The organism is Klebsiella sp. GG_Kp173 (genome assembly GCF_040062415.1).
In the GTDB taxonomy this organism is placed as follows: Bacteria; Pseudomonadota; Gammaproteobacteria; order Enterobacterales; family Enterobacteriaceae; genus Klebsiella; species Klebsiella quasipneumoniae.
This window is the reverse complement of record NZ_JBEAFZ010000001.1, coordinates 371,874-397,455: the sequence shown is the minus strand read 5'-3', so window position 1 is coordinate 397,455 and position 25,582 is coordinate 371,874. Positions and strand designations below refer to the sequence as shown.

At 60.1% G+C, this 25,582-nt stretch carries 24 protein-coding genes; 15 read left to right on the top strand and 9 right to left on the bottom strand.

The window, feature by feature from the left end; genetic code table 11:
* Positions 1–249: 249 nt before the first annotated feature.
* Positions 250–696: an Ivy family C-type lysozyme inhibitor gene (gene ivy, locus ABLU50_RS01910; protein WP_017899040.1), complete on the top strand. Its 447-nt coding sequence runs from the start codon at positions 250–252 to the stop codon at positions 694–696.
* Between the two features lie 46 nt (positions 697–742).
* On the opposite strand, the gene betT is transcribed toward ivy, so the two are convergent.
* Positions 743–2,776 carry a choline BCCT transporter BetT gene (betT, locus tag ABLU50_RS01905; protein ID WP_004885674.1) on the bottom strand — a complete coding sequence of 678 codons (2,034 nt, stop codon included), beginning with the start codon at positions 2,774–2,776 and terminating at the stop codon, positions 743–745.
* A gap of 128 nt (positions 2,777–2,904) precedes the next feature.
* Between betT and betI the strand changes: the two genes are divergently transcribed.
* The 3 genes from betI to betA are packed head-to-tail and all read left to right on the top strand — an operon-like array spanning position 2,905 to position 6,656.
* The gene (gene betI, locus ABLU50_RS01900) at positions 2,905–3,492 is read left to right on the top strand and encodes a transcriptional regulator BetI (protein ID WP_004885670.1); all 588 of its coding nucleotides are present in this window, start codon (positions 2,905–2,907) and stop codon (positions 3,490–3,492) included.
* Between the two features lie 13 nt (positions 3,493–3,505).
* Positions 3,506–4,978 (top strand): betaine-aldehyde dehydrogenase, encoded by a 1,473-nt coding sequence (gene betB, locus ABLU50_RS01895; protein WP_004885669.1) that lies wholly within the window; start codon positions 3,506–3,508, stop codon positions 4,976–4,978.
* A 13-nt stretch (positions 4,979–4,991) separates the two neighbouring features.
* A complete protein-coding gene (betA, locus tag ABLU50_RS01890) occupies positions 4,992–6,656 on the top strand; it encodes a choline dehydrogenase (protein ID WP_017899036.1) in 1,665 nt (554 codons plus the stop codon).
* 63 nt (positions 6,657–6,719) lie between these two features.
* On the opposite strand, the gene ABLU50_RS01885 is transcribed toward betA, so the two are convergent.
* Positions 6,720–7,076, bottom strand: coding sequence for a hypothetical protein (locus ABLU50_RS01885; protein ID WP_087832407.1), 357 nt, complete (start codon positions 7,074–7,076; stop codon positions 6,720–6,722).
* A gap of 201 nt (positions 7,077–7,277) precedes the next feature.
* Here ABLU50_RS01885 and ABLU50_RS01880 point away from each other — a divergent pair, with 201 nt between their 5' ends.
* The 3 genes from ABLU50_RS01880 to ABLU50_RS01870 all read left to right on the top strand — a co-directional run bounded on the left by ABLU50_RS01880 (position 7,278) and on the right by ABLU50_RS01870 (position 9,579).
* Positions 7,278–7,946 carry a PAS domain-containing protein gene (locus tag ABLU50_RS01880; protein ID WP_023319927.1) on the top strand — a complete coding sequence of 223 codons (669 nt, stop codon included), beginning with the start codon at positions 7,278–7,280 and terminating at the stop codon, positions 7,944–7,946.
* Complete coding sequence (locus ABLU50_RS01875; protein WP_087832406.1) at positions 7,936–8,736, top strand: PhzF family phenazine biosynthesis protein; 801 nt, start codon at positions 7,936–7,938, stop codon at positions 8,734–8,736. Before ABLU50_RS01880 ends, ABLU50_RS01875 begins: the two co-directional genes overlap by 11 nt.
* Positions 8,737–9,360: 624 nt before the next feature.
* Positions 9,361–9,579 (top strand): YgdI/YgdR family lipoprotein, encoded by a 219-nt coding sequence (locus ABLU50_RS01870; protein WP_004885657.1) that lies wholly within the window; start codon positions 9,361–9,363, stop codon positions 9,577–9,579.
* Between the two features lie 53 nt (positions 9,580–9,632).
* Here ABLU50_RS01870 and ABLU50_RS01865 read toward each other — a convergent pair whose 3' ends face one another.
* Entirely contained in the window at positions 9,633–10,328 is a 696-nt protein-coding gene (locus ABLU50_RS01865; protein ID WP_017899033.1) for a GNAT family protein, read from the bottom strand.
* Between the two features lie 205 nt (positions 10,329–10,533).
* Here ABLU50_RS01865 and ABLU50_RS01860 point away from each other — a divergent pair, with 205 nt between their 5' ends.
* The 5 genes from ABLU50_RS01860 to ABLU50_RS01840 all read left to right on the top strand — a co-directional run bounded on the left by ABLU50_RS01860 (position 10,534) and on the right by ABLU50_RS01840 (position 15,598).
* Positions 10,534–12,102 carry an ABC transporter substrate-binding protein gene (locus ABLU50_RS01860; RefSeq protein WP_004885652.1) on the top strand — a complete coding sequence of 523 codons (1,569 nt, stop codon included), beginning with the start codon at positions 10,534–10,536 and terminating at the stop codon, positions 12,100–12,102.
* Between the two features lie 120 nt (positions 12,103–12,222).
* Positions 12,223–13,245 carry an ABC transporter permease gene (locus tag ABLU50_RS01855; RefSeq protein WP_043521729.1) on the top strand — a complete coding sequence of 341 codons (1,023 nt, stop codon included), beginning with the start codon at positions 12,223–12,225 and terminating at the stop codon, positions 13,243–13,245.
* Entirely contained in the window at positions 13,245–14,078 is an 834-nt protein-coding gene (locus ABLU50_RS01850) for an ABC transporter permease (RefSeq protein WP_004885647.1), read from the top strand. The genes ABLU50_RS01855 and ABLU50_RS01850 overlap by 1 nt, the downstream gene beginning before the upstream one ends.
* Entirely contained in the window at positions 14,071–14,907 is an 837-nt protein-coding gene (locus tag ABLU50_RS01845; RefSeq protein ID WP_057213871.1) for an ABC transporter ATP-binding protein, read from the top strand. Before ABLU50_RS01850 ends, ABLU50_RS01845 begins: the two co-directional genes overlap by 8 nt.
* On the top strand, positions 14,894–15,598 hold the full coding sequence (locus ABLU50_RS01840; protein ID WP_049004470.1) for an ABC transporter ATP-binding protein: 705 nt from the start codon (positions 14,894–14,896) through the stop codon (positions 15,596–15,598). Before ABLU50_RS01845 ends, ABLU50_RS01840 begins: the two co-directional genes overlap by 14 nt.
* Before the next feature lie 506 nt (positions 15,599–16,104).
* On the opposite strand, the gene ABLU50_RS01835 is transcribed toward ABLU50_RS01840, so the two are convergent.
* Positions 16,105–17,442 (bottom strand): aspartate aminotransferase family protein, encoded by a 1,338-nt coding sequence (locus ABLU50_RS01835; protein ID WP_053810671.1) that lies wholly within the window; start codon positions 17,440–17,442, stop codon positions 16,105–16,107.
* A 180-nt stretch (positions 17,443–17,622) separates the two neighbouring features.
* On the opposite strand from ABLU50_RS01835, the gene ABLU50_RS01830 reads away from it, so the two are divergent.
* Positions 17,623–18,387, top strand: coding sequence for an SDR family NAD(P)-dependent oxidoreductase (locus ABLU50_RS01830; RefSeq protein ID WP_348864495.1), 765 nt, complete (start codon positions 17,623–17,625; stop codon positions 18,385–18,387).
* 54 nt (positions 18,388–18,441) lie between these two features.
* Here ABLU50_RS01830 and ABLU50_RS01825 read toward each other — a convergent pair whose 3' ends face one another.
* Genes ABLU50_RS01825 through ABLU50_RS01810 form a run of 4 tightly spaced genes read right to left on the bottom strand, consistent with a single transcriptional unit; the run spans position 18,442 to position 21,416 of the window.
* Positions 18,442–19,203, bottom strand: coding sequence for an amino acid ABC transporter ATP-binding protein (locus tag ABLU50_RS01825; RefSeq protein WP_087832533.1), 762 nt, complete (start codon positions 19,201–19,203; stop codon positions 18,442–18,444).
* A complete protein-coding gene (locus ABLU50_RS01820) occupies positions 19,196–19,861 on the bottom strand; it encodes an ABC transporter permease subunit (RefSeq protein WP_004885631.1) in 666 nt (221 codons plus the stop codon). The genes ABLU50_RS01825 and ABLU50_RS01820 overlap by 8 nt, the downstream gene beginning before the upstream one ends.
* 14 nt (positions 19,862–19,875) lie before the next feature.
* Positions 19,876–20,517, bottom strand: a complete 642-nt coding sequence (locus ABLU50_RS01815) for an amino acid ABC transporter permease (protein WP_002893187.1) — start codon at positions 20,515–20,517, stop codon at positions 19,876–19,878.
* A 47-nt stretch (positions 20,518–20,564) separates the two neighbouring features.
* Entirely contained in the window at positions 20,565–21,416 is an 852-nt protein-coding gene (locus tag ABLU50_RS01810; protein WP_023319919.1) for a transporter substrate-binding domain-containing protein, read from the bottom strand.
* Positions 21,417–21,656: 240 nt separating this feature from the next.
* Between ABLU50_RS01810 and ABLU50_RS01805 the strand changes: the two genes are divergently transcribed.
* The gene (locus ABLU50_RS01805; RefSeq protein ID WP_032455682.1) at positions 21,657–23,120 is read left to right on the top strand and encodes a PLP-dependent aminotransferase family protein; all 1,464 of its coding nucleotides are present in this window, start codon (positions 21,657–21,659) and stop codon (positions 23,118–23,120) included.
* Here ABLU50_RS01805 and ABLU50_RS01800 read toward each other — a convergent pair.
* On the bottom strand, positions 23,117–24,451 hold the full coding sequence (locus ABLU50_RS01800; RefSeq protein WP_087832534.1) for a PLP-dependent aminotransferase family protein: 1,335 nt from the start codon (positions 24,449–24,451) through the stop codon (positions 23,117–23,119). The two genes, ABLU50_RS01805 and ABLU50_RS01800, sit on opposite strands and share 4 nt — an antisense overlap.
* 109 nt (positions 24,452–24,560) lie before the next feature.
* Between ABLU50_RS01800 and ABLU50_RS01795 the strand changes: the two genes are divergently transcribed.
* The gene (locus ABLU50_RS01795; RefSeq protein ID WP_087832535.1) at positions 24,561–25,484 is read left to right on the top strand and encodes a DMT family transporter; all 924 of its coding nucleotides are present in this window, start codon (positions 24,561–24,563) and stop codon (positions 25,482–25,484) included.
* Positions 25,485–25,582: the final 98 nt, after the last annotated feature.

Below are 25,582 nucleotides of genomic sequence, written 5' to 3'. Positions count from 1 at the left end.
GATGCGCTCCGGATGAATATGATGATCTCATATCAGGAACTTGTTCGCACCTTCCCTAACTGCTTTATCACAAGGGCATATATTGGAAAAAGTTAATCAATCCGCATCATGGCATATCGCTTAGCGTAACGTCCATGCGCGCACTGCCGCTAATCCTTCACGGGATATATGTCAAAGTTTGCATTAATCATTATCTACGCTCACTATAAAGAGGCTTGTTATCAGGACGGAATAAGTCCAGGAGGAAACATGTTTAAAACGCTTACCGCTATTATCGCCTTAGCCGCCTCCGCCAGCGTTATGGCGCAAGGCGACGTCACACTGAACAGTCTGGCCCACGATAGCGCCACCCGGGCGTCGTTTAACCAGATGGTCAAAGGCCATCAGCTGCCCGCCTGGGTGACCACCGGCGGCACCGGTTCGCCGGCGCAGACGGTGAAGCTGGGCAGCGAATCCTGGCAGGTGTTAAGCGCCTGCAAACCCCACGACTGCGGCCACGAACGTATCGCGGTGATCTGGTCGGAGAAAAGCAAACAGATGTCAGGCGTTTACTCGGTGGTCGATGAAAAAACCGACCAGGAGAAGCTGACCTGGCTTAACGTCAGCGACGCCCTGTCCATCGATGGCAAAACCGTGCTGTTTGCCGCCCTCAGCGGTAGCCTCGACAACCATCCGGACGCCTTTAACTACCAGTAACCGCCCGTCGCCCCCGTCAGCCTTTCGCCGACGGGGGCTCCCCTGATTAGCCGTCCGGGAACATCACGCTGTTCCCCGGCGCTTCCCTGTGCAAATGGATAAAGTTCAGGTGCCGCTCGTACTGGTCGAGAATATCGGTGATCACCTGCTCTTTGCTGTAGTCCATCAGGTCGTTACCCTGGCTGCCCTCCAGCAGGAAGGTCTCCAGCCGGTAATAGGTGGATTTCCCGCTGCGCGCCCGATAGGTAAAGCCCGGCACCGAGTACTGCTGCGGCCAGATCTTGTAGATAAAGTTCTGCTCGTCGCCCATGTGCACCAGCAGGTCGAGGTGGCCAAGGTTCTCCCCCTCTTCCGGCGGCAGGCTCTTCAGTTCCACCGCGGCGCCGCGCAGCCGCAGCTCCTGGGCCACTTCCTCCATCGCCGGGTAGCACACCGTCTCCATCATCTGTTTGGTATAGCGCGTGCCCGGGTAATTCATCAGCCGCGACAGGCGCTTCTTCCAGCTCAGCCGGTCCTGCAGGCCCATTGGGCGCGGGGCGGTGTCGCGGCTGGCGCTGACCCGGCGGTAATCTTCCACTTTCAGGGATTTATACAGTCCGGCCATCACGAAGAAAATCACAAAGCTGAACGGCAGCCCCATGATCACCGTGGTGTTCTGCAGCGCCGAGATGCCGTTGGTCATTAGCATCCCGAGGGTTAGCAGGCCGATAGCTACCGACCAGAAGATGCGCAGCCAGTTCGGGGCGTCGCTGTTAATGTCCTTCAGCTTCGAGGTGAAATTCCCCAGCACCAGCGCGCCGGAGTCGGCGGAGGTGACGTAGAACAGCAGACCGGTAATGGTCGCCACCGAGGCGCTAAAGGTAAACGCCGGATACTGCGCCAGCAGGCTGTAGAAGCCGCGCTCCGGGTGGAGCATCGCCTCCTCGGCAAAGGCCGCGTCGCCGTGGATGATCTCATACAGCGCGCTGTTGCCGAACACCGACAGCCACAGCAGGGTAAAGGTGAACGGAATGATCAGGGTGCCCATCACAAACTGGCGGATGGTGCGCCCGCGCGAAATGCGCGCCAGGAACAGGCCAACGAACGGCGACCAGGCCACCCACCACGCCCAGAAAAAGAGCGTCCAGTTGTTCATCCACTCTACCGGGCGGTCGAAGGCGAAGCTGTTCAACGTCATGCCCATAAAGCGGTTGACGTAGTCGCCGACGTTGAGCACTAACGCATTGAGCAGGAAGGAGGTATCGCCCATGAACAGCACGAACAGGATCAGCCCCAGCGCGAGGGCGACGTTCAGTTCAGAGAGCACGCGGATGCCCTTGTCCACCCCGGAGGTAACCGAGATGGTGGCGATGATCACCGACAGCGCAATCAGGGCCGCTTTCGCCGCCAGCGAGTCCGGAATATCGAACAGCACGCTCAGACCGTAGTTGAGCTGCACCACGCCAATGCCGAGGGTGGTGGCGATGCCGAAGATGGTGCCGATCACCGCCGCGATATCGACGCTGTGGCCGATGGGCCCATTGATCCGTTTGCCGAAAATCGGGTACAGCGCCGAGCGGATGGTCAGCGGCAAATTATAACGATAGCTAAAGTATCCCAGCGCCATGCCCATCAGGGCATACATCGACCAGCCGGTTAAGCCATAGTGAAACAGGGTCCACACCATCGCCTGGCGCGCCGCCTCGATGGTCTGCCCCGCCCCTTCCGGCGGCTGCATGTATTGCGTCACCGGCTCGGCCACGGAGAAGAACATCAGGTCGATGCCGATCCCGGCGGCGAACAGCATCGCCGCCCAGCTTAGCAAGCTGAACTCGGGCTTGGACTGCTCCGGCCCGAGCTTCACCGATCCGAAGCGCGAGCAGGCAATGCAGACGACGAAGACGATATACAGCGTCGCCGCCAGCAGATAGTACCAGCCGAAGGTTTTCGACACCCAGCCCAGGGTGCGTCCAATCCACTCGGCAGAAAAATCGCGAAAAAAGATCGTCATCAGGGAAAACAACAAAATCAGTCCGGCAGAAGTGTAAAAAACCACCGGATTGATTTTGTCCTTTTCTCTGTTTTGCGAAAGATCTGTCATCCAGTATCCCCACTGTTTTTGTAACTATTAAAATTCAATCACGTAACAATTAAGACACATTTTATATTGAACGTCCAATCAAAAACCGCTTTAATAGTTAACCAACGCTGATGAATGGAGTGGCAAAAATGCCCAAACTGGGGATGCAGCCAATCCGGCGCAGGCAACTGATCGACGCCACGCTGGACGCAATAAATGAAGTCGGAATGCACGACGCGACCATCGCGCAGATCGCCCGACGGGCGGGCGTGTCGACGGGGATCATCAGTCACTATTTCAAAGACAAAAATGGTCTGCTGGAGGCGACCATGCGCGACATCACCAGCCAGCTACGCGACGCGGTGCTCAACCGTCTGCACGCTCTGCCGGACGGCAGCGCCAGAGAGCGCCTGCAGGCGATAGTCGGCGGCAACTTTGATGAGACGCAGATCAGCAGCGCGGCGATGAAGGCCTGGCTGGCCTTCTGGGCCAGCAGCATGCACCAGCCGATGCTCTACCGCCTGCAGCAGGTGAGCAGCCGCCGCCTGCTGTCGAACCTGGTGTACGAGTTCCGCCGGGAGCTGCCGCGCCAGCAGGCCCAGGAGGCCGGCTACGGGCTGGCGGCGCTGATAGACGGCCTGTGGCTGCGCGCCGCCCTGAGCGGCAAACCGCTGGATAAGACGCTGGCGCAGTCGCTGACCAGCCACTTCATCAGCCAGCATTTACCGACCGAATAACCGAGGAGAATTTATGTCCCGAATGGCAGAACAGCAGCTTTATATCCATGGTGGTTACACATCCGCCACCAGTGGTCGCACCTTCGAGACCATTAACCCGGCCAACGGTGAAGTCCTGGCAAGCGTGCAGGCTGCCGGACGCGAGGATGTCGACCGCGCCGTCGAGAGCGCGCGACGCGGGCAAAAAATCTGGGCGGCGATGACCGCCATGGAACGCTCGCGCATCCTGCGTCGCGCCGTCGATATCCTGCGCGAACGGAACGACGAGCTGGCAAAGCTGGAAACCCTCGACACCGGTAAAGCGTATTCCGAAACCTCAACCGTGGATATCGTCACCGGCGCGGACGTGCTGGAGTATTACGCGGGGCTGATCCCGGCGCTGGAAGGCAGTCAGATCCCCCTGCGCGAGACGTCGTTCGTCTACACCCGCCGCGAACCGCTGGGTGTGGTGGCCGGAATTGGCGCATGGAACTACCCGATCCAGATCGCCCTGTGGAAATCCGCCCCGGCGCTGGCCGCCGGCAATGCGATGATCTTCAAGCCGAGCGAAGTGACCCCGCTCACCGCCCTGAAACTTGCCGAAATCTATACCGAAGCGGGTCTGCCGGACGGCGTGTTTAACGTCCTGCCGGGTGTGGGCGCGGAGACCGGCCAGTACCTGACCGAGCATCCGGGTATCGCTAAAGTCTCCTTTACCGGCGGCGTCGCCAGCGGCAAAAAGGTGATGGCCAACGCGGCGGGCTCGTCCCTGAAAGAGGTGACGATGGAGCTGGGCGGCAAATCGCCGCTGATTATTTTCGACGATGCGGATCTCGATCTCGCCGCCGACATCGCCATGATGGCCAACTTCTTCAGCTCCGGACAGGTGTGCACCAACGGCACCCGGGTGTTCGTCCCCGCGAAGGTTAAGGCGGCGTTTGAGCAGAAAATCGTTGAGCGCGTGGGCCGCATCCGTGCGGGCGATCTGTTCGATGAACGCACCAACTTTGGCCCGCTGGTCAGCTTCCCGCACCGTGACAATGTGCTGCGCTACATCGCCAAAGGCAAAGCAGAAGGCGCGAACCTGCTGTGCGGCGGCGACGTGCTGAAGGGCGAAGGCTTTGACAACGGCGCGTGGGTGGCCCCGACCGTGTTTACCGACTGCAGCGATGAGATGACCATCGTGCGCGAGGAGATCTTCGGCCCGGTGATGTCCATCCTCACCTATGACACCGATGAAGAAGCGATCCGCCGCGCCAACGATACCGACTACGGTCTGGCGGCGGGTATCGTCACGGCCGACCTGAACCGCGCCCACAGCGCCATTCATCAGCTCGAAGCGGGTATCTGCTGGATCAACACCTGGGGGGAATCCCCGGCGGAGATGCCAGTCGGCGGCTATAAGCACTCCGGCATTGGCCGCGAGAACGGCGTGATGACCCTGCAGAGTTACACCCAGGTGAAGTCCATCCAGGTTGAGATGGGTAAATTCCAGTCCATATTTTAACCGGGAGGTTTTTTTGCAATTTGACTACATCATTATTGGCGCCGGCTCCGCCGGCAACGTTCTGGCGACACGACTGACTGAAGATCCAAACACCACCGTCCTGCTGCTGGAAGCCGGCGGCCCGGACTACCGGTTCGATTTCCGCACCCAGATGCCCGCCGCGCTGGCTTATCCGCTGCAGGGCAAGCGCTACAACTGGGCCTACGAGACCGAACCTGAGCCGTACATGAACAATCGCCGCATGGAGTGCGGACGCGGCAAAGGGCTCGGCGGCTCGTCGCTGATCAACGGCATGTGCTACATACGCGGCAATGCCCTGGACCTCGATAACTGGGCCGCCGCGCCAGGGCTGGAACACTGGAGCTATCTCGACTGCCTGCCCTACTACCGGAAAGCGGAAACCCGTGATATCGGGCCCAACGACTACCACGGTGGCGATGGCCCGGTGAGCGTCACCACGCCGAAGCCGGGCAATAATCCGCTCTTCGAGGCGATGGTTGAAGCCGGGGTGCAGGCGGGTTATCCGCGCACCGACGATCTCAACGGTTACCAACAGGAAGGCTTTGGTCCGATGGACCGCACCGTGACGCCGCAGGGCCGTCGCGCCAGCACCGCCCGCGGCTATCTCGACCAGGCGCGCGGTCGCCCCAACCTGACCATCCGCACCCATGCGCTGACCGATCATATTATTTTTGCCGGCAAGCGCGCGGTGGGCGTCGAGTGGCTGGAGGGGGAAAGCACTATCCCGTCAAAAGCGACGGCCAACAAAGAGGTACTGCTGTGCGCCGGGGCGATTGCCTCGCCGCAGATCCTGCAGCGCTCCGGCGTCGGCAATCCCGAGCTGCTCAGGCAGTTCGATATCCCGGTGGTGCACGATCTGCCCGGCGTGGGTGAGAACCTGCAGGACCATCTGGAGATGTATCTACAATATGAATGCAAAGAGCCGGTGTCGCTCTACCCGGCGCTGCAGTGGTGGAACCAGCCGAAGATCGGCGCCGAGTGGCTGTTCGGCGGCACCGGGATCGGCGCCAGTAACCAGTTCGAAGCGGGCGGTTTTATCCGCAGCCGCGCCGAGTTCGCCTGGCCGAACATTCAGTACCACTTCCTGCCGGTGGCGATTAACTACAATGGCTCCAACGCGGTGAAAGAGCATGGCTTCCAGTGCCACGTCGGTTCGATGCGTTCTCCCAGCCGCGGCCACGTGCGCCTGAAGTCGCGCGACCCGCACGCCCACCCGGCGATCCTGTTTAACTATATGTCCCATGAGCAGGACTGGCAGGAGTTCCGCGACGCCATTCGCATCACCCGGGAGATCATGAACCAGCCGGCGCTGGATAAGTATCGCGGCCGCGAAATCAGCCCGGGTATTGACTGCCAGAGCGATGCCGAGCTGGATGAGTTTGTGCGCAACCACGCCGAGACCGCATTCCACCCGTGCGGGACCTGTAAGATGGGTTACGACGAGATGGCGGTGGTCGACGGCGAAGGCCGGGTCCACGGTCTGGAAGGCGTGCGGGTGATCGATGCGTCGATTATGCCGCAGATCATCACCGGCAACCTGAACGCCACCACCATTATGATCGGCGAGAAGATGGCTGACGCCATTCGCGGCCGCCAGCCGCTGCCGCGCAGCACCGCGGCGTATTATGTCGCTGGCGACGCGCCGGTTCGCCGCTAACCGTTTAAGCAACGCTTGTCCTTTCCCGTGCGGAAAGGACACTCCTCACCTTTCCTGCATCCCTTAGCGCTCAAGGCACGGCTGAATAATGCTATCAACAGCAGCATTCTCCTGTTTTGCACCGGATATCAGGGTGATACTTATCGCCCTCGTCCCAGCCACCTGATACATATCGATCTGGGCGACTCGTGTGCCGTGCTGCGAAATATCAAAGAAGTTTGGCGCATTCTGCTCGGGGATGATGCGCTCAACCTCATAGCCTTGCGGCTTCAGGGCGCTGCGTATGCAGTCATAGCGCCAGTGCAGCCCCAGTCGATCGGATACCGAATAAGTCTGATAGATGGTTTTGTCGCCGAAGGGGTGAATGACTCCGCAGGCCACCAGCAGAACGGCAATGACTATCAAGCCAAAAATTCTCATTATATTTCCATAACATAAAGACGCACCCGACATGAGCGCTGACGCTTTGCGCAGCGGAATTTACGCTGCCAGCACTAAAAATTCAACTTTTTGTTGATAATTAAACATTGTGCGTATAACTTAATCCTGTCAGCGTATCTCCCATGGTAAAATGGCGTTCCGGGGTCGCTTCCTGACCACGATTCCAGCAGAGGATCATCCATGACATCAGAGTACACACAGCAGGTTGCACAGATCGCCGGGCCGCTTGAAGCAGCCATGGACGCCATGGCGGGAACGTTATCAGCGAATCAGGAGGTGGTGTTGCATAATCTCACTACCCCTGAACATTCCATTATCAAAATTATTAACGGTCATGTTAGCGGCAGGGGTAATGGCGATCATTTATTAGCCGGCCCGGAAAAAGATACCGGTTTTGCGCTGCTTCTGCAGAAGACGAATAACAACAAGCCGAGAACCATAAGCGATTATAAAACCGTCACCGCTTCAGGGAAAACGCTCAATAGCGCATCGACAATTTATTACAGCGAAGAGGGATATCCGCTTATCGCCTTCTGTATTAATGTCGACCCCTCGCCTTATGAGCAAATACGCAAGAGCCTTGACGCGCTGCTGCCATCGCCGGCGGAGGCCGCAGAGGCGGTCGATCTTAATTTAGGCGGATTGATCGATCAGTCAATCCAGGAAATCATTGATAAATATTCAGTGCCGGGTAAAAAAATACAAAAAGCGCAGCGTTTGAAAATTGTCGCTGAAATGCATACGAAAGGTATTTTTAAAATGCGCGGGGGCGTGCAGCAGGCGGCTCAGGCCCTGGGGGTAACACGATATACGGTTTATAATGACCTTGAGGTGATGAATGAAAAATAATTCACAGCAGCACATTCGCTTTTATCAGGTCGATGCTTTCTCAAAAGGCCCCTTTACCGGCAATCCCGCCGCGGTTTGTTTGCTGGAGGCGTGGCCTGAAGATAGCGTGCTGCAGCGCATTGCGACGGAAAACAACCTGTCGGAAACGGCCTTTGTTGTCAGGCAGCCTGACGGTTTCGGATTGCGATGGTTTACCCCAGCCGTCGAGGTCGATCTCTGCGGTCATGCCACGCTGGCTGCGGCCAGCGTGCTGCTCAATCAACAAGCGCGCGATCGGGTGCGTTTTTTCACCCGCAGCGGCGCGCTGGACGTCACGTTGCGTGACGGAAAATATACCCTGGATTTTCCGCTGGTTGTTCCGTCACCTATCGCCGCGCCGCAAGGATTGTTCAAGGCGCTGGGACTGGCTGAAGACGCAGGTGAAACCTGGCAAGCCTCCGATATTATTGTCGTCATTGATGACGAAGCGCTGTTGGACGCGCTTAAACCCGACTTTAACGCCTTGAATGCCTTCAACACCCGTGGCGTGGTGGTCACCGCCGCATCACGGACCTTCGATTTTCGTTCTCGCTGGTTCGGTCCGCAGGTGGGAGTCAACGAAGATCCGGTCACCGGTTCGGCACATACTTTTCTGGCGCCGCTGTGGAGTGAGAAACTGGCGAAAAAAACGCTTCATGCCCAGCAAGGTGGCAACCGTAAGGGAGAACTCTTCTGCCACATCAAAGATAACGGACGTGTTGAACTCTCAGGCGAAGCCTGTCTGGTTATTGAAGGTACCTTTATTTTGTAAACCGACGAATCGATAGCTTATTTGCAGAATTATATTAGCTTAATGGCGAATTGTGATTCTCATCATCTTAAATAGGCCTCATTAATATTTTGGTGAGAATCATTTGATAACGTCATCCGGGGTTTGCCGTTTCCAGCCCCGGAGCATTGATAATAACAGGCATTTCTTATCCGTTACGTGCGAAAAGATAATAAGCGTGCTGCCTGCGCAACAGAGTCTGCGGCAGGCATAGCCAGCTTCAGCCATAAAAATGAGATTTTTAATGTTGTGTTAGCCAAAAATGCCTGAACGGGTCTTTGAATGGTTATCACTGGAATCGTTACTTTAACTCTGGGTATTAAATAACAACTAGCAAGTCGTTCATCCCGACAATATTGCCGAGAACTCACCTCTGCCGGTGTCGGAATCGGGAGCACTGACAGGGCTAACAGAGAGAATATTATGTTAACAAAACCAGATGATGAATCTAAGAAAAAGGCCACGCCCCTTGAGCGTCGTATTGTGGTTATTACGTTAGTCGCCATGTTAATACTTTATTCGGTGTTAATTATGACCCACTTTCGATAACTGGTTAGTCTGTCATATTCTGCGGCCCACCGTGGCTTTCTTACAACAGGTAGCACAATGAAAAAGTTCGTTGCAGTATTCGGTTTGGCATTATTAACGTTCACCGTTGCGGGGTGTTCCAGCGATTATGTATTAGAGAAAAAAAATGGTGAGATGATTATCACCCACGGAAAACCGGAGGTCGATGACGATACTGGGTTAATCACCTATGAGGATATCGCGGGAAATGAACATGCCATTAACCGGGATCAAATTATTCAGATGATCGAGAAATAGCCTTTGTATGGGCAGAGCTGGCGTGATGCGCTCTGCCCATTCACTTTGCAGAGTTAGCGAAACGCCTCCAGGCGTTTGATCTGCTGCCCGTCGGCAGTAAAGTTTTCCGCCGCCAGCCACGCCCGCAGCGCCGCATCGCGCGCAGGCCACTCGCCGTCGATGATGGACAGCATATCGCTGTCGCGCGTCCGCCCTTTACGCACCAGCCTCTGCCGCAGACGTCCTTCCCAGCTAAAGCCCAGCCGTTCGGCGGCGCGGCGCGAGGCGACATTCATCGAATCGCATTTCCACTCCAGCCGACGATAGCCATGGTCAAAGCCGTTCTTCAGCAGCAGCCAGACCGCTTCGGTACCCAGCGGGGTGTTTTTCATCCGTCGCGACCAGGTGACATGGCCGATCTCAACCGTGCCCATTTCCCGTTCGATCGCCATATAGCTGACGATGCCCACCGCCTGCTCGCTATGGAGGTCAATCACCGCATACGGCACCAGGGCATCATCATTCACCTTGCCCGCGATCCAGTGGGCGGTCGCCGCCACGCTCTCCGGCCGCGTAGACGCCAGCCACGTCCAGTCGCTGTTGTCACCGAGCGCATAGGCGGCAAACAGATCCGCCGCATGACGGTCAACGTCCAGCGGCTCCAGTCGACAAAAACGGCCATTTAACGCCGTCCGTCGCAGGACTCGCGCCCCCTGCCAGCCTGGGACAAGGTCGTTCACCTGCTGGCCAAACTCATTGATTTCCGGCACACCCACCTCCTCGCAATAGACAATGCGTTATAGCAAGAAGCCCGCAGCGGAGAAAGGCGCTTCTGCGCGACCGGCAATAACCTGTCGTTCTTGATTATGCGTTTTTAGCATAAGGATATCCTTATTTTGACTTTACGCCTTTTCGCAAGCGGCCTAACGTAGCGAGGCATAAAAAATTAAAATAACCATTTTTCAGGGATTGCACATGACCAAAAAACTGTTGCCTTTACTGGTACTGACGGCGCTCTCCACCGCCGCACATGCCGCCACGCCGCCCAACACGCTGGTGGTCGCCCAGGGTCTCGACGATATCGTCAGCCTCGACCCGGCGGAAGCGAACGAACTCTCCAGCATTCAGACGGTCCCCAGCCTCTACCAGCGTCTGGTGCAGCCGGACCGCAACAACCCTGAAAAAATCGTACCGATTCTCGCCGAAAGCTGGCAGGCCGATCCGGCGGCGAAAACCCTGACCATTAAACTGAAGCCGGATGCCAAATTCGCCTCCGGTAATCCGCTTCGCCCGGAAGATGTGATTTTCTCATACACCCGCGCGGTGACGCTGAATAAATCGCCAGCGTTTATTCTCAACGTGCTCGGCTGGCAGCCGGACAACATCGCCAGCCAGCTGAAAAAAGTTGACGATCATACCCTGACGCTGCACTGGACCGCCGACGTCAGCCCGGCGGTGGCGCTGAATATTCTCTCCACCCCCATCGCCTCCATCGTTGATGAAAAACAGGTGGCACCGAACGCGAAAAATAACGACTTCGGCAACGACTGGCTGAAGATGCACTCGGCGGGCAGCGGGGCCTATAAAATGCGCGTCTACCAGCCGCATCAGGCCATCGTGCTGGAGGCCAACGCCAGCTCCCCCACCGGCGCGCCGAAGATCAAGAGCATTATTATTAAAAACGTCCCCGACCCGGCTTCCCGCCGCCTGCTGATCCAGCAGGGGGATGCCGACGTGGCCCGCGACCTCGGCGCTGACCAGATAGCCGCCCTGCAGGATAAACCCGGCGTGAAGGTGCTGAGCATCCCGTCCGCCGAGCAAAACTACCTGGTGTTTAATACCGCCAACAGCGCCAACCCGCTGCTGAATAATCCGGCCTTCTGGGAGGCGGCGCGCTGGCTGGTCGATTATGAAGGCATCACCAAAAATCTGCTGAAAGGACAGTACTTTATTCATCAAAGCTTCCTGCCGGCCGGACTGCCGGGGGCGCTGGAGACCAATCCGTTCACCTTCAACCCGCAAAAAGCTAAGGCTATCCTCGATAAAGCGGGCATTAAGGATGCCCACTTCACCCTCGACGTGGAGAACAAACCGCCGTTTATCACCATCGCCCAGTCGCTGCAGGCCAGCTTTGCCCAGGGTGGGGTGAAGGTGGATCTGCTACCCGCCGCCGGCAGCCAGGTCTATGCCCGGGTGCGCGCGAAGCAGCATCAGGCGGCGATCCGCCTGTGGATCCCGGACTACTTTGATGCCCATTCCAACGCCAGCGCCTTTGCATGGAACGATGGTAAATCCAGCACCGTGGCCGGGCTCAACGGCTGGCAGATCCCTGAGCTGAATAAAGCCACCCTCGCCGCGGTGGCGGAGCCGGACCCGGCGAAACGCCTCGACCTGTACAAAACGATGCAGGAAACCCTGCTGCAGCATTCGCCATACGTCTTTATTGACCAGGGGAAAACCCAGATCGTGGTGCGCGACAACGTGAAGGGCTATCAGCAGGGGCTGAACGCCGATATGGTCTGGTACGATAACGTCACCAAGTAAGCGGGTTATGTCACCGGGCATGGCGGCCTCGCCCTGCCCGGATGACCGTTTCGCCACCCGGGTCCGGTGGGCGTCGCGCCGCCGGGAACCATGTTGATACACCAGGAATTTCCATTTTCCATGCCATCGTTTTCCACTCATCTTACCCGCCTGTTGCAGGGGCTGTTTACCCTGCTGCTGACGCTGTTCGGGCTGCTGCTGGTCACCTTCGCGCTCTCCGCGCTGTCGCCGGTCGACCGCGTGCTGCAGATCGTCGGTGACCATGCCAGTCAGTCGACTTACGACCAGGTTCGCCATCAGTTGGGTCTCGACCAACCGCTGCCGGTCCAGTTCTGGCACTACCTGGTCAACCTGTCCCATGGCGATCTTGGCATCGCCAGCGCCACCGGCCAGCCGGTGCTCCATGACCTGCTGGCGGTCTTTCCGGCAACCCTTGAGCTGGCGACCCTGGCGCTGATCGTCGGCGCGGTACTGGGCATCGTCGCCGGGGTGCTGTGCGCCCGTTACGCCGGTTCGCCGTGGGATTTGGCGGTGCGCACCTTTACCCTGTTGGGCAACTCGGTGCCCATTTTCTGGCTCGGCCTGCTGATGCTGGCCCTGTTTTACGCCCGGCTACAGTGGGCGCCGGGCCCGGGTCGCCTCGACGATATTTATCAGTACACCGTCGAGCCGCGCAGCGGTTTTGCGCTGATCGACACCTGGCTCTCCGGCGATATGGCGGCGTTTAAAAATGCCATCGGCCATCTGCTGCTGCCGGTGCTGGTGCTGGCCTATTACTCGTTGGCCAGCATCACCCGCCTGACCCGCTCCGCCTGCCTGAGCGAGATGAACAAAGAGTACATTCTGCTGGCGCGGGCCAAAGGGGCTGGTGAGATGACAATTCTGCTGCGCCACGTCCTGCCCAATATCCGCGGCACTCTGCTGACGGTGACCGCCCTCGCCTGGACCTCGATGCTCGAAGGGGCGGTGCTCACCGAAACCGTCTTCTCGTGGCCGGGGATCGGCCGCTACCTCACCACGGCGCTGTTCGCGGGGGATACCACGGCGATCATGGGCGGCACGCTGCTGATTGGCGTGAGCTTTGTGCTGATCAATAACCTGACCGACCTGCTGGTGCGGTTAACCGACCCGAGGGTGCGCTGATGCCGACTTATCTGTTTTTACGCCGTCTGCGCCGATCACCCGCCGCCTTCAGCGGCCTGGCCCTGGTGATCCTGCTGGTGCTGACCGCGCTGTTCGCCCCGTGGCTGGCGCCGCACGATCCCAACTGGCAGGATGCCGCCGCCCGCCTGCAGGGACCTGGCGCGGGGCACTGGCTCGGCACCGACAGCTACGGCCGTGACCTGCTGTCGCGCCTGCTCTACGGCGCCCGTCCGGCGCTGGGTCTGGTGGCGCTGGTAACCGCCATTACCCTGCCCGTCGGGCTGCTGGTGGGTATCCTCTCCGGCTACTATGGCGGGTGGCTGGAGCGAATACTGATGCGGTTTACCGACGTGGTGATGTCGATGCCGCGGTTGATCCTCGCCTTCGCGTTCGTGGCGATGCTCGGCCCGGGGCTGGTCAACGGCGCGCTGGCGTTAGCCCTGACTACCTGGCCGGCCTACGCCCGTCAGGCGCGCAGCGAAATTCAGCGCCTGCGCCATAGCGACTATCTCGCCGCGGCGGAGATGCTGGGCATCCGCGGCGGGCGGCTGCTGGTCGGCCATATTCTGCCGCTATGTCTGCCGTCGGCAATTGTCCGGCTGGCGCTCGATCTGGCGGGTATTATTCTCGCCGCCGCCGGGCTCGGCTTTCTCGGCCTTGGCGCTCGCCCGCCGATGGCGGAGTGGGGAGCGATGATTGCCGACGGGATGCAGGTGATTTTCGACCAGTGGTGGATCGCTGCCATCCCCGGCGCGGCGATCCTGCTCGCCAGCCTGGCGTTTAACCTGCTGGGCGATGGCCTGCGCGATATTCTGGAGCCGCAACATGACTGACATCCGACTGACCGTGCAGGGACTCGCTGTCGACTACCCCACCGCCCGGGTGGTGGACAACGTCAGCTTCACCCTCGGCAACGAGCGGCTGGCGCTGGTGGGCGAATCCGGCTCCGGCAAATCAATGACCGCCCGGGCGCTGATGGGCCTGGTGCGCAAGCCCGGGATAGTGAGCGCCGAACGGCTGGAGGTGCTGGGGCGTGATGTGCTGACCCTTAGCGCCCGCGGCTGGCGCGAGCTGCGCGGCAATGATATCGCTATGGTGCTGCAGGACCCGCGCTATGCGCTGAATCCGGTGCAGTCTATTCAGACGCAGCTGGAAGAGGCGTTAACCCTGCATCAGCGTCTCAGCCGCCGCGGGCGCGCCGAGGCGGTCAAAGACGCTATCGCCGCCGTCGGTCTGGATCTCCCGGTCCTCAGCCGCTATCCCGGCGAACTCTCCGGCGGGATGGGGCAGCGGGTAATGATCGCCCTCGCGCTGCTCAATAACCCGAAGGTGCTGATAGCCGACGAGCCGACCTCGGCCCTTGACGCCCGCCTGCGCAACCAGATCCTCGAGCTGCTGGTGGAGCAGTGCGCGCAGCGGCAGATGGCCATGTTACTGATCAGCCACGATCTGCCGTTAGTGGCCGCGCATTGCGATCGCGTGCTGGTGATGTACCAGGGGAGACAGGTCGACGAAATGCCAGCGCGGGCGCTACCGACGGCGACGCACCCTTATACCCGCACCCTGTGGACCTGCCGGCCGAATGCGCATACTTACGGCCAGATGCTGCCGACCCTCGACAGAACTCAGGACTTTACGGAGATGGCCCATGGCGATCGTTAATCTTCAGGATTTACAGGTAACATTCGGCGCGAAGACGGCGGTCTCCGCCGCCAGTTTCCGTGTCGACGCCGGGGAAACCTTCAGCCTGATCGGCGCCTCGGGCTGCGGTAAATCGACAATTTTGCGCGTGCTCGCCGGATTGCAGCGTGAATGGCGCGGCAGCGTGGATCTGCTCGGCCAGGCCATTACGCCGGGCGCCCGCTTTCAGGGCGAGCTGCGGCGCAACGTGCAGATGGTGTTTCAGGATCCGTATGCTTCGCTGCATCCCAACCATACCCTGTGGCGCACCCTGGCGGAGCCGCTGCAGATCCACGGCATCCGCGACGTTGCCCCGCGGGTGACCACCGCCCTTGAGCAGGTGGGTCTGGCCGCCGACGCCGCGCGCCGCTATCCGCATCAGCTCTCCGGCGGTCAACGGCAGCGCGTGGCCATTGCCCGCGCCCTGCTGCTGCGCCCGCAGATCCTGCTGCTGGATGAGCCGACCTCGGCACTGGATATGTCGGTACAGGCGGAAATCCTCAATCTGCTTAACCGCCTGAAACAGGAGCACGGCATGACCTATCTGCTGGTCAGCCATGATGCCGACGTCATCGCCCATATGTCCGATCGGGCAGCGTTTATGGCGGAGGGCGTGATCCAGCGCTTTTTCGATCGCGACGCGCTGGTCAACGGAGAACACCGAATGAGGTGAAGGCAGCGGATGCGCGGTTGTTTTGTCGGGTGGCGCTTCGCTTACCCGACCTACGATTCGTGCGACCTGCCGTTAATTTATTCACCAGCCTTGCTGAAACTGCCGGGGCTGGCGGCCTCAAAATCGCTGAGACGTTCCCGGAAGGCCGGGGCAGCCCGCATGGATGCGGGCTGAGGGCCGTGTTTTGCAGGGACGCTGCCTCGGCCCGACCCGAAGCCTGCAGGGAAAAGTCGAAGGTACCGCGCAGCGGCGATTTTGCTGGCCGGAGCCCGGGGGTACAGGGGGCGGCGGCGACTGGCCGCCCCCTGTGCGCTCCCTGCGCCATGAATGACATAACGCAGACGATTAGCCGGGAGCGCAAACTACGCTGAAGCCACCGATAACATAAACAACCACCTGCAGTGCTTCCCCTCACCCTGGCCCTCTCCCGGAGGGAGAGGGAACCGTCCGGCTGGCGTTTAGGCCCGGCAAGCGCGCCGCCGGGCAACAGTATCCGGCCCCCTCCCCTACTTCGCCAGGCTGGCAAAGCGGGCGAATACCGCATCAAAAATCGCCAGCCCCTGCGCCACCTGCTCAGCAGTAATGGTGCACGGCGGCACCACGTGAATGCGGTTCTCCACCACAAAGACCAGCAGCCCGGCCTCGGTCAGGGCCCCTTTGATCGCGGCCATGTCGGCGGCGGTCAACGGCGTTTTTTGTTTACGGCTGCTTACCAGCTCCAGCGCCTGGAACAGGCCGCGACCGCGCACCTCGCCGATAATGGCGTGCTTCTCCGCCAGCGCCTCGAGGCCGGGTCGCAGCACCTCATTGCCGATATAGGCCGCGTTCTCAACCACCTTCTCCTCTTTCATCGCGTCGATGGTGGCGACAATCGCCGCCATCGCCAGCGGATGGCCGGAATAGGTCAGCCCCCCGGCAAAGAAATGGTCGTCAAAGTAGCGGGCAATCGGCTCGCTAATCAGCACCCCGCCCGCCGGCACGTAGCCGGCGTTAACTCCCTTGGCAAAGGTCACCAGATCCGGCACCACGCCATCCTGTTCGAAGGCGAACCAGCTGCCGGTGCGGCCAAAGCCGGCCATCACCTCATCGAGGATCAGCACGATGCCAAACTCGTCGGCCAGAGCGCGCACGCCCTGCATATAGCCTGCCGGCGGCACGAGGATCCCGGCGGTGCCGGGGATGGACTCCAGCAGGATCGCCGCGATGGCCGTCGGCCCCTCGCATTCAATGATCCGCCGCAGATGCGCCAGCGCGCGCTGGCACTCCTCTTCCTCAGTCGCGGCGTTGAACTCGCTGCGGTAAAGGTAGGGGTTGAAGAAGTGCACATGGCCGCGGGAGAACTCATTCGGCACCCGGCGCCAGTCGCCGGTGGCGGCGATCGCGCTGCCGGTGTTGCCATGGTAGGAACGATAGGCCGAGAGCACCTTGTCGCGCCCGGTATAGAGCCGCGCCATGCGAATCGCGTTCTCATTGGCATCCGCCCCGGCGTTGGTGAAGAACACCTTGCTGAAGCCCGCCGGCGCCAGGTCGACGATGCGCTTCGCCGCTTCGCCGCGGGCAAGGTTGGCGGTGGCGGGCGCGATGGTGACCAGGGTCTCCAGCTGCGCCTTCATGGCCGCCAGCACCCGGGGATGTTGATAGCCAATGTTGACGTTCACCAGCTGGCTGCTGAAGTCGAGCCAGGTATTCCCCTCATAATCCCACAGCTCGCAGCCTTGCGCCCCGGCGATGACCAGCGGGTTGAGATTGCCCTGCATCGACCATGAATGAAACACATAGGCGCGATCCAATTGCCGAACTTCGTCATTGCTTACCGCGACCTCGTTGTGAATTGCCAGCTTCATACCCTGCCCTCTCTCATGTCGTAGTGGTTGGCTTCATCATTGGCCGCGGCCGCGCAAATCGGATAGAGCCAGTGCGCGCAAAACGATGTGACACGGTGTCACATCCCCGCCCGTCGTCTGGCCCTGTGCCTTGCCGTCCGGCGTTTTTATAGTGAAGGGACAACCGCACAGGAGAATGAGATGGCAACGAGCAACGTAGTGTTTATCACCGGGGCGACCTCGGGTTTTGGCGAAGCGGCAGCGCAGGTGTTTGCCGACGCGGGCTGGTCGCTGGTGTTGAGCGGGCGCCGCTATCCGCGACTGAAGGCCTTGCAGGACAGCCTCGCCGCTAAGGTGCCGGTGCATATTATTGAGCTTGACGTTCGTGACAGCGAGGCAGTGGCTGCCGCCGTGGCGTCGCTGCCCACCGATTTCGCCGATGTCACCACCCTGATCAACAACGCCGGGCTGGCGCTGTCGCCGCTGCCGGCGCAGGAGGTGGCGCTGGAGGACTGGAAAACGATGATCGACACCAACGTCACCGGTCTGGTGACGGTCACCCACGCCCTGCTGCCGACGCTGATTCGCCATGGCACCGGGGCGAGCATTATCAATATCGGCTCGATCGCCGGACAGTGGCCCTATCCCGGCAGCCATGTCTATGGCGCCAGCAAGGCCTTCGTGAAACAGTTCAGCTATAACCTGCGCTGCGATCTGCTTGGCACCGGCGTGCGAGTCACCGATCTGGCGCCGGGGATTGCCGAGACCGAATTTACCCTGGTGCGCACTAAGGGCGACCAGGCGGCATCGGATAAGCTCTATCGCGGCACCACGCCGCTGAGCGCGCGCGATATCGCCGAGCAGATGTTTTATATCGCCACGCTGCCGGCGCATATGAACATTAACCGGGTAGAAGTGATGCCGGTGCGTCAGGCGTGGCAGCCGTTCGCTATTGACCGGGACTAGACGAGCGCGTGGTTTTTCCCCTGCCGGCGCTGCCGGCAGGGGGTACAGGCCGGTCTAGCGGCTGCTTTGCAGAAACTGCCTGACGCGCTCGGAGTCAGGTTGCGTGAAAAACTTCTCCGGCGGCGCCTTCTCAATCAGCAGCCCCTTATCCAGAAACACCACCTCATTGGACACCTGGCGGGCAAAATCCATCTCGTGGGTCACCACCACCATGGTGTAGCCCTCGGCGGCAAGGGCTTTCATCACTCCTAACACCTCGCTCACCAGCTCCGGATCCAGCGCCGAGGTCGGTTCATCGAAGAGGATGACTTCTGGCGACATCGCCAGCGAACGGGCGATCGCCACCCGCTGCTTCTGCCCGCCGGAGAGGGTGATCGGGTAGACATCGGCTTTGTGCGCCATGCCGACTTTCTCCAGTTGCTGCATGGCCATGGCCTTCGCCTCGTCCCGCTTCATGCCCTTAACGCGCAGCAGCGCCTCACTGACGTTCTGCTGCACGGTCAGATGCGGCCACAGGTTAAAACTCTGAAACACCATCCCCACCCGCTCGCGGATTTTGGCCAGCTGGCGGTGCGACATCGCCCGACCGCGCTGTTCATCAATCCCCAGCCGCTGACCGCCGATATGAATTTCACCGCGGTCCGGCTGTTCCAGCCAGTTCATACAGCGCAGCAGGGTGGATTTTCCCGACCCGGACGAGCCGAGAATACTCACCACGGTCCCCTTCTCCACCGTCAGGTTAATATCCCGCAGGACTTCCACATTATCGAACTGCTTGGAGACGTTTTTGACGCTTACGGCAATAGACTCAGGCATGGCTCATTCCTCGTTTGGCTCCCCAGGCGGTCAGGCGCTTAATCAGCAGCTCCAGCAGAATGCTGATCGCCCAGTAAAGCCCAATGGCGACGATAAAGGCGTTAAAGGGAATAAAATAGGTCGCCTGGACGCTGTTGGCGGCGGCGGTGATCTCCTGAACGGTAATAATGCTCAGGAAAGCGGTGTCCTTCAGGCAGATAATCAGCTGATTGCCGATCAGCGGTAAGGCGGAAGAGACGATATTGGGTAAAATAATCCGCCGAAAAATGGCATAGCGAGAAAAGCCCTGAGCAATCGCCGCTTCAATATATCCGCCGGAAAATACCCGCCGCTGGCTGCGCAATATTTCAAAGAAGTAGGCGCCATGATAAATAATCAGGGCCAATAAACCGGCGGTCCACGGCTCCATGCTAATACCGAGCTGCGGCAGTCCGTAATACAGCAGATAGGCGAGGATCAAAAAAGGGATCGCGCGCATCAGGCTGACAAAGCCAATGATAACCCGGTTAAGGACTTTCTTTTGATATTCACTCAAATAGCACAGCGCAATACCGATAATAAGGGCCGCCAGGGCGGCGGTAATAAACAGTTCGAGGGTCGCGAATAACCCGGCAATAAAGCTATCGCGTACCGACCAGATAACGCCCCACTGATTCATAATACCTCCCGTTGCTAGCGCGCCAGGCGCCTGGCTTTCCGTTCCGCGATCCCCTGCAGCTTCAACAAACAGCCGATGATCGCCACATACAGCAGGCCGGCGGCGAGGATCGGCGACAGCGGCTCGTAGGTGACCGAGGAGATACGGTTGGTCACCCGGGTAAGATCCACCACGCCAATCACGGCGATCGCCGGGCTACCTTTGATCAAAAACGACATCTCATTGACCAGCGCCGGCAGGCTTTCGATCCACATCTGCGGCAGCATGATGTAGCGGAAGTAGGTCCAGCGGCGCATCCCCACCGACTCTGCCGCCTCCCGCTGTTCGCGCGGAAAGGTGCGGAAGGCGTTGCGCCAGATCTCAGCGTTAAACGCCGACGTGTTAAGCGTCAGCGCCACGATGGCAGCCACGTTCTTGTCGAGGTTAATACCCATCGTGGGCAGCGAAAGAAACAGAAACAGCACCAGCGTCACCAGCGGCGTCGCGCGGGCCAGGCTGATATAGACCACCAGCAGCTGGTCGATAACCGGCAGACGCAGCATCCGCACCAGGGCGATCAGCAGCCCCGCCACCACGCCGAAGGCGATAGCGATGGCCGAAATCCAGAGGGTCGTCCATGCGCCTTCGATTAATAACTGCCAGGAAATTGCATCCATGAGGCCCTCCTTCTCAGCAACAGGCGGCGGTCGCCCGCCGCGGAACATTACAGACCGGCAAGCTTATGAAACTGTTCCGGGCTGGTGATCGCCTCGGTGGGTAGGTTGTCATAGGTTTCGCCAAACCATTTTTTCTGCAGCTCGGCGAGCTTGCCGGTCTCCTTCATGTGGTTCATAAACTTGGTCATATAGGCCAGCAGCTGCGGCGAGTTTTTCGGGATCGGCCACGCCATATAGCCCGGTCCGGAGACGGCCAGCCCTTTGGCGAAGACCTTCGGTTTGGCTTTCGCCAGGTCGTTTACCGAGATAACCACGTTAATCACGTAATCCAGCCGCTTATTCGCCAGGTCGGCGTAGGCTTCCGGATAGGAGGGGTACTCCACCACCGGTCCCAGCTTGCCGCCGGTCTTCTCCAGCATCGCCTTCAGCTCCGGCAAACGCGCCAGCAGCGCGCTGCCTGCCTGCACGCCCACTTTTTTGCCGCTGAGATCGGCAATGGTATTTAGCGAGGTATCGCCAGCGCGTTTGACAAAATAGTGCTGCGCAGAGGCCCACGGCGGGGTGAAATCAAAAACCTTCAGCCGCTCATCGGTAATAACCGCCCCGGTTAAGGCCATATCATATTGCCCGGTGGAGACAGCCGCTAATAATCCGGTCCATGGTAATATGCTCTGGTCGACATGAAATTTGGCGTATTTACGTAACTCCTCAAGCATATCTTTGTTAAAGCCATCGGCCTGGCCATTATTCATAAAGTTAAACGGCGCATAATCATCTTCCGTCGCCACTTTCAGGGTGCCGGATTTTTCTATTTCCGGCAGATCGGCCGCGACGGCGTGATAAGAAAAAGCAACCGTTAATACAGCGCTCAGACATATTGATGCCAATGATTTTTTCATTATTTCACCCCTGATGGATTGGCCAGACGGGTTCATTCCAGAACGCGAAAAGGTTTATGCAAAATGGAGGCCGGGAGGTTCCGGTCCGCGGCGGCTGAATGCGTTTTTAATGTGGGAGCGTTTTGCAATTCCGTATAGAGCCAGATGGGCCGCATCGCTGTGTCAGATGACGGAAGGGTGGTATGGAATTTGCTGAGCTTAGCGGGTGGTCGCGATGCGTTATTGCCAGAGGAGCCCCGTATGATCCGTCACCTGTTACACGTTGATTTTGAGCCTGGCCGCGGTTTGCAGGAACAGGTGCGAGAGACGCTGGTGAATGCCATTCTCAGCGGGATCTTCGCCGCCGACACCCCGCTGCCCTCCTGCCGCCAGCTGGCCAGCCAGCTGCGCGTCTCGCGCAACACCACCGCCCTGGTGTTCGAAAGCCTGGTCAACGAGGGCTATCTGATAAGCCGCCCGCGAAGCGGTTACTACCTGCATCCCGACTATCACGATGCTTCGCCGCCCGCGGTCGAGAGTGCACCGCAGCGCGAAGCAGCTGCACCACGCTGGGGCGACCGGCTGCAGATGACCCCCAGCCAGCAGGAGTCGATCCTCAAACCGGCGGGCTGGATGCACTACCGCTACCCGTTTATCTACGGCCAGCCCGATACCCGGCAGTTCCCGCTGGCCACCTGGCGCTCGGCAGCGAACTGGCTGCACGGCGGGGTGCGCGACCCGGCGTGGGTCATCGACCATATTGACCAGGATGTGCCGATGCTCATCGAGCAGATCCGCACCCGGGTGCTGCCCAAGCGCGGCATTGTCGCCGCCCCGGACGAAATTCTCATTACCCTGGGCTCGCAAAACGCCCTCTACCTGCTGACCCGGTTGCTGCTCTCCTCCACCACCCGCATTGGCGTCGAAAACCCCTGCTTTCGCGAAGCCATCAACACCTTTCTGCTCGCCGACGCCGAGGTGGTGCCGCACCCGGTGGATGAAGAGGGGATCGTGCTTAACGAACGTCCCTGCGATTACTACTATGTCACCCCCGGCCACCAGGTGCCCACCGGGGTGGCAATGAGCAGCGCGCGGCGTCGCCAGCTGCTGGAGCATGCCGCCCGCCATGACGCGGTGATCATTGAAGATGATTATGACTCGGAGAGTAACTTTACCCTCAACCCGCTGCCGGCGCTGAAGGCCAGCGACCGCAGCGGCCGGGTGGTGTATGTCAGCAGCCTGTCAAAGGCGCTATCGCCGGGGCTGCGGCTGGGATTTATGGTCGCCGACCCGGACCTGATCGACGAGGCGCGCGCCCTGCGCCGGTTGGTCTATCGCCATCCGCCGACCAACATTCAGTACCAGATGGCCCATTTCCTCGCCCAGGGACATTATGAAACCCATCTGCGGCGCTACCACTACGACTCCGCCCAGCGCTGGGAGCGTCTACACGCCGCCCTGCAGCGCTATCTGCCGTCCTGTCGCGCGCTGGCGGGGAGCGAACACGCTAACGCCTTCTGGCTGCAGACCCCGGCGCAGATCAACACCCAGCAGCTCACCTGGCGCGCCGCCCACGCCGGCGTGCTGATTGAGCCCGGGGCGCGCCATTTTCTCAGCGCCGCGCCGCCGGATAACTACTTTCGCATGGGATTCCACGCCATTAACCCCGACGCCATCGCCCAGGGGGTGGAGGTCCTGCGCGGCCAGCTGGAGCAGATGGGTTAGCGATATTGTTCGTACTCAACGGCATCGCGCACGCTGAGCAACGCCGGGCGCAGACTGTCGAAAGGCACCGATCCGAGCGCAATGCGCAGCGCCTGTGGAATCGTGGCGGAGACGCAGAACGGCTCGGCGGTCGACACCGAAATACGCTGTTCCATCAGCGCGTTCGCCAGCCGATCGGCCCGGCTCTCTTCCCACAGAGGCAGCCAGACGAAGTACGAATCGGGATGACTGACAACGGGAAGCCCACAAAGCACCTCGCGGGCCACCTGCTGCCGCTGTCGCGCATCCTGGCGTTTCTGTGTTTCAAAGCGGGCCACCGTGCCATCTTCAATCCAGGCGCAAATCAGCGAACTTATCAGCGTCGGCGTATTCCACGTCGTGGCCCGGATGGCGCGCTCAATCTCCGGCCGATAGCGCGGCGGAGAAATCACCACCCCCACGCGCAGCCCGGTGGCGATATTTTTCGAAAATCCGGTGACATACACCGTTCTTTCCGGCGCATAGCTGACCACCGGCGGCGGCGGGCGGCTCACCAGCCTGGCGTAAGCCGCATCTTCAATAATCAGCAGATCGTGCTGGCGCGCGAGGTCGGCCAGCACCTGCCGCTGCCCGGCGTTGAGCACCCAGCCCAGCGGATTGTGCAGCGTCGGCATGGTATACACCGCCCGCACTCGCCGCTGCTGGCACAGCGCATGAAGCGCCTGCAGGTCCGGCCCCTCGGCCCCACAGGGGATGGCCGCCAGCTCCAGATGATAGAGCGCCGCCAGAACCTTGAAGCCCGAATAGGTCAGAGCATCAACCGCCACCACATCGCCCGGACGTAACAGCCCCATAACGGTCACCGCCAGCCCGTGCTGTGCGCCGTTAACGATCAGGACATTTTCCGCGGCCGGCGCAAAGTGTCGGCAGGTCAAATGGCGGGCGATAATGTCCCGCTCGGCGAGCCGCCCGGCGTGAGGCTGATAGCGCAGATGCGAATCAATATCGCCCGCCATCGCCAGCTGCCTGAGCGCCTCGCGCAGCGCATCGCCCTGCGCCGGCAGCGAAGGGTAGTTGAAGTTAAGATCCACGACGTCAGCGGCCACCACCTGCTGATCGACCCCATGCCCCGGCGGCAGCGCGAGGTCGCGCACGAAGGTGCCGCGGCCGGTTTCGCCGCTGACCAGCCCCATCTCTTCCAGTTCACGGTAGACTCGGGTGGCGGTGGCCAGCGAGAGGCGTTCATCGGCGGCAAGGGTACGGTGCGTTGGCAGACGGCTGCCGGCAGGTAGCTGCCCACTGCGGATCGCCTGCGCGTATCGGTCGACAACGGCTTTGTATCGAGCTTTCATCGTGCAATGTATCTATGACAATAATTTGATTGTATCAGATTGGCCACATTACCATCGCCACTGACGATGCTCAAGCGGGCGCAGCCCAATCAGATAACGCGAGGTTAACGTGGTAGATTCAATATTAGATAAATCGGCGCCCGGCCCCTGGTCCGGATGGTTTCATGGTTTACTGGGGGTGATTATTTTTAGCGGTTCCCTGCCCGCGACGCGGCTGGCGGTGCAGGATATGGATCCGTTGTTATTGACCTTTCTGCGCGCCTCCATCGCCGGACTGCTTGCCATCGCCCTGCTGGTCGGCTTTCGCCAGAAACGCCCGCGCCTGGTGCAGCTTGTCCCCCTGATCATCATCTCATCAGGGGTGGTGATCGGCTTTCCCCTGCTCACGGCGCTGGCCCTGCAGCGCATCACCTCGGCGCATTCGATTGTGTTTATTGGTCTGCTGCCGCTGATGACCGCTATTTTTGGTGTGCTGCGCGGCGGCGAGCGTCCGCGGCGCGCTTTCTGGATCTTTTCGCTGCTGGGCAGTCTGCTGGTGATGGGATTCGCCCTGACGCAAAGTGCGGCGACGTCGCTCAGCGGCGATCTGCTGATGCTGGCGGCAGTTATCGCCTGCGGCCTCGGCTATGCGGAAGGGGCGAAGCTGACGCGGGAGCTCGGCGGCTGGCAGGTGATCTGCTGGGCGCTGGTGATTGCCCTGCCGTTGATGCTCCCCGCCTCGCTGATGGTTCAGCCTGCGTCCTGGCATGCCATATCGGCCTCCTCCTGGACCGCGCTCGGCTATGTGTCGCTCTTCAGTATGCTGATCGGTTTTATCTTCTGGTACAAAGGGCTGGCCGCGGGCGGGATCGCCGCCGTCGGCCAGCTCCAGCTATTGCAGCCGTTCTTCGGGCTTGGCCTGTCGGCGGCGCTGTTGCACGAAACCGTCAGCCCCTTGATGCTGGCGGTTACCCTCGGCGTGGTGCTTTGCGTGATGGGCTCGCGCAAATGTGGCCGCCGGCGGGTTAGCGCAGAGAGCAGGAGCAGTGATTGACCGCCCCTACATCCGCCGTCCCGGGTTTCGGCGGCGTAACCGCTGACCCGGGCTACCGCATGACAAACGGCTGGAAACAGGTCGCCCCGCCGGGGAGG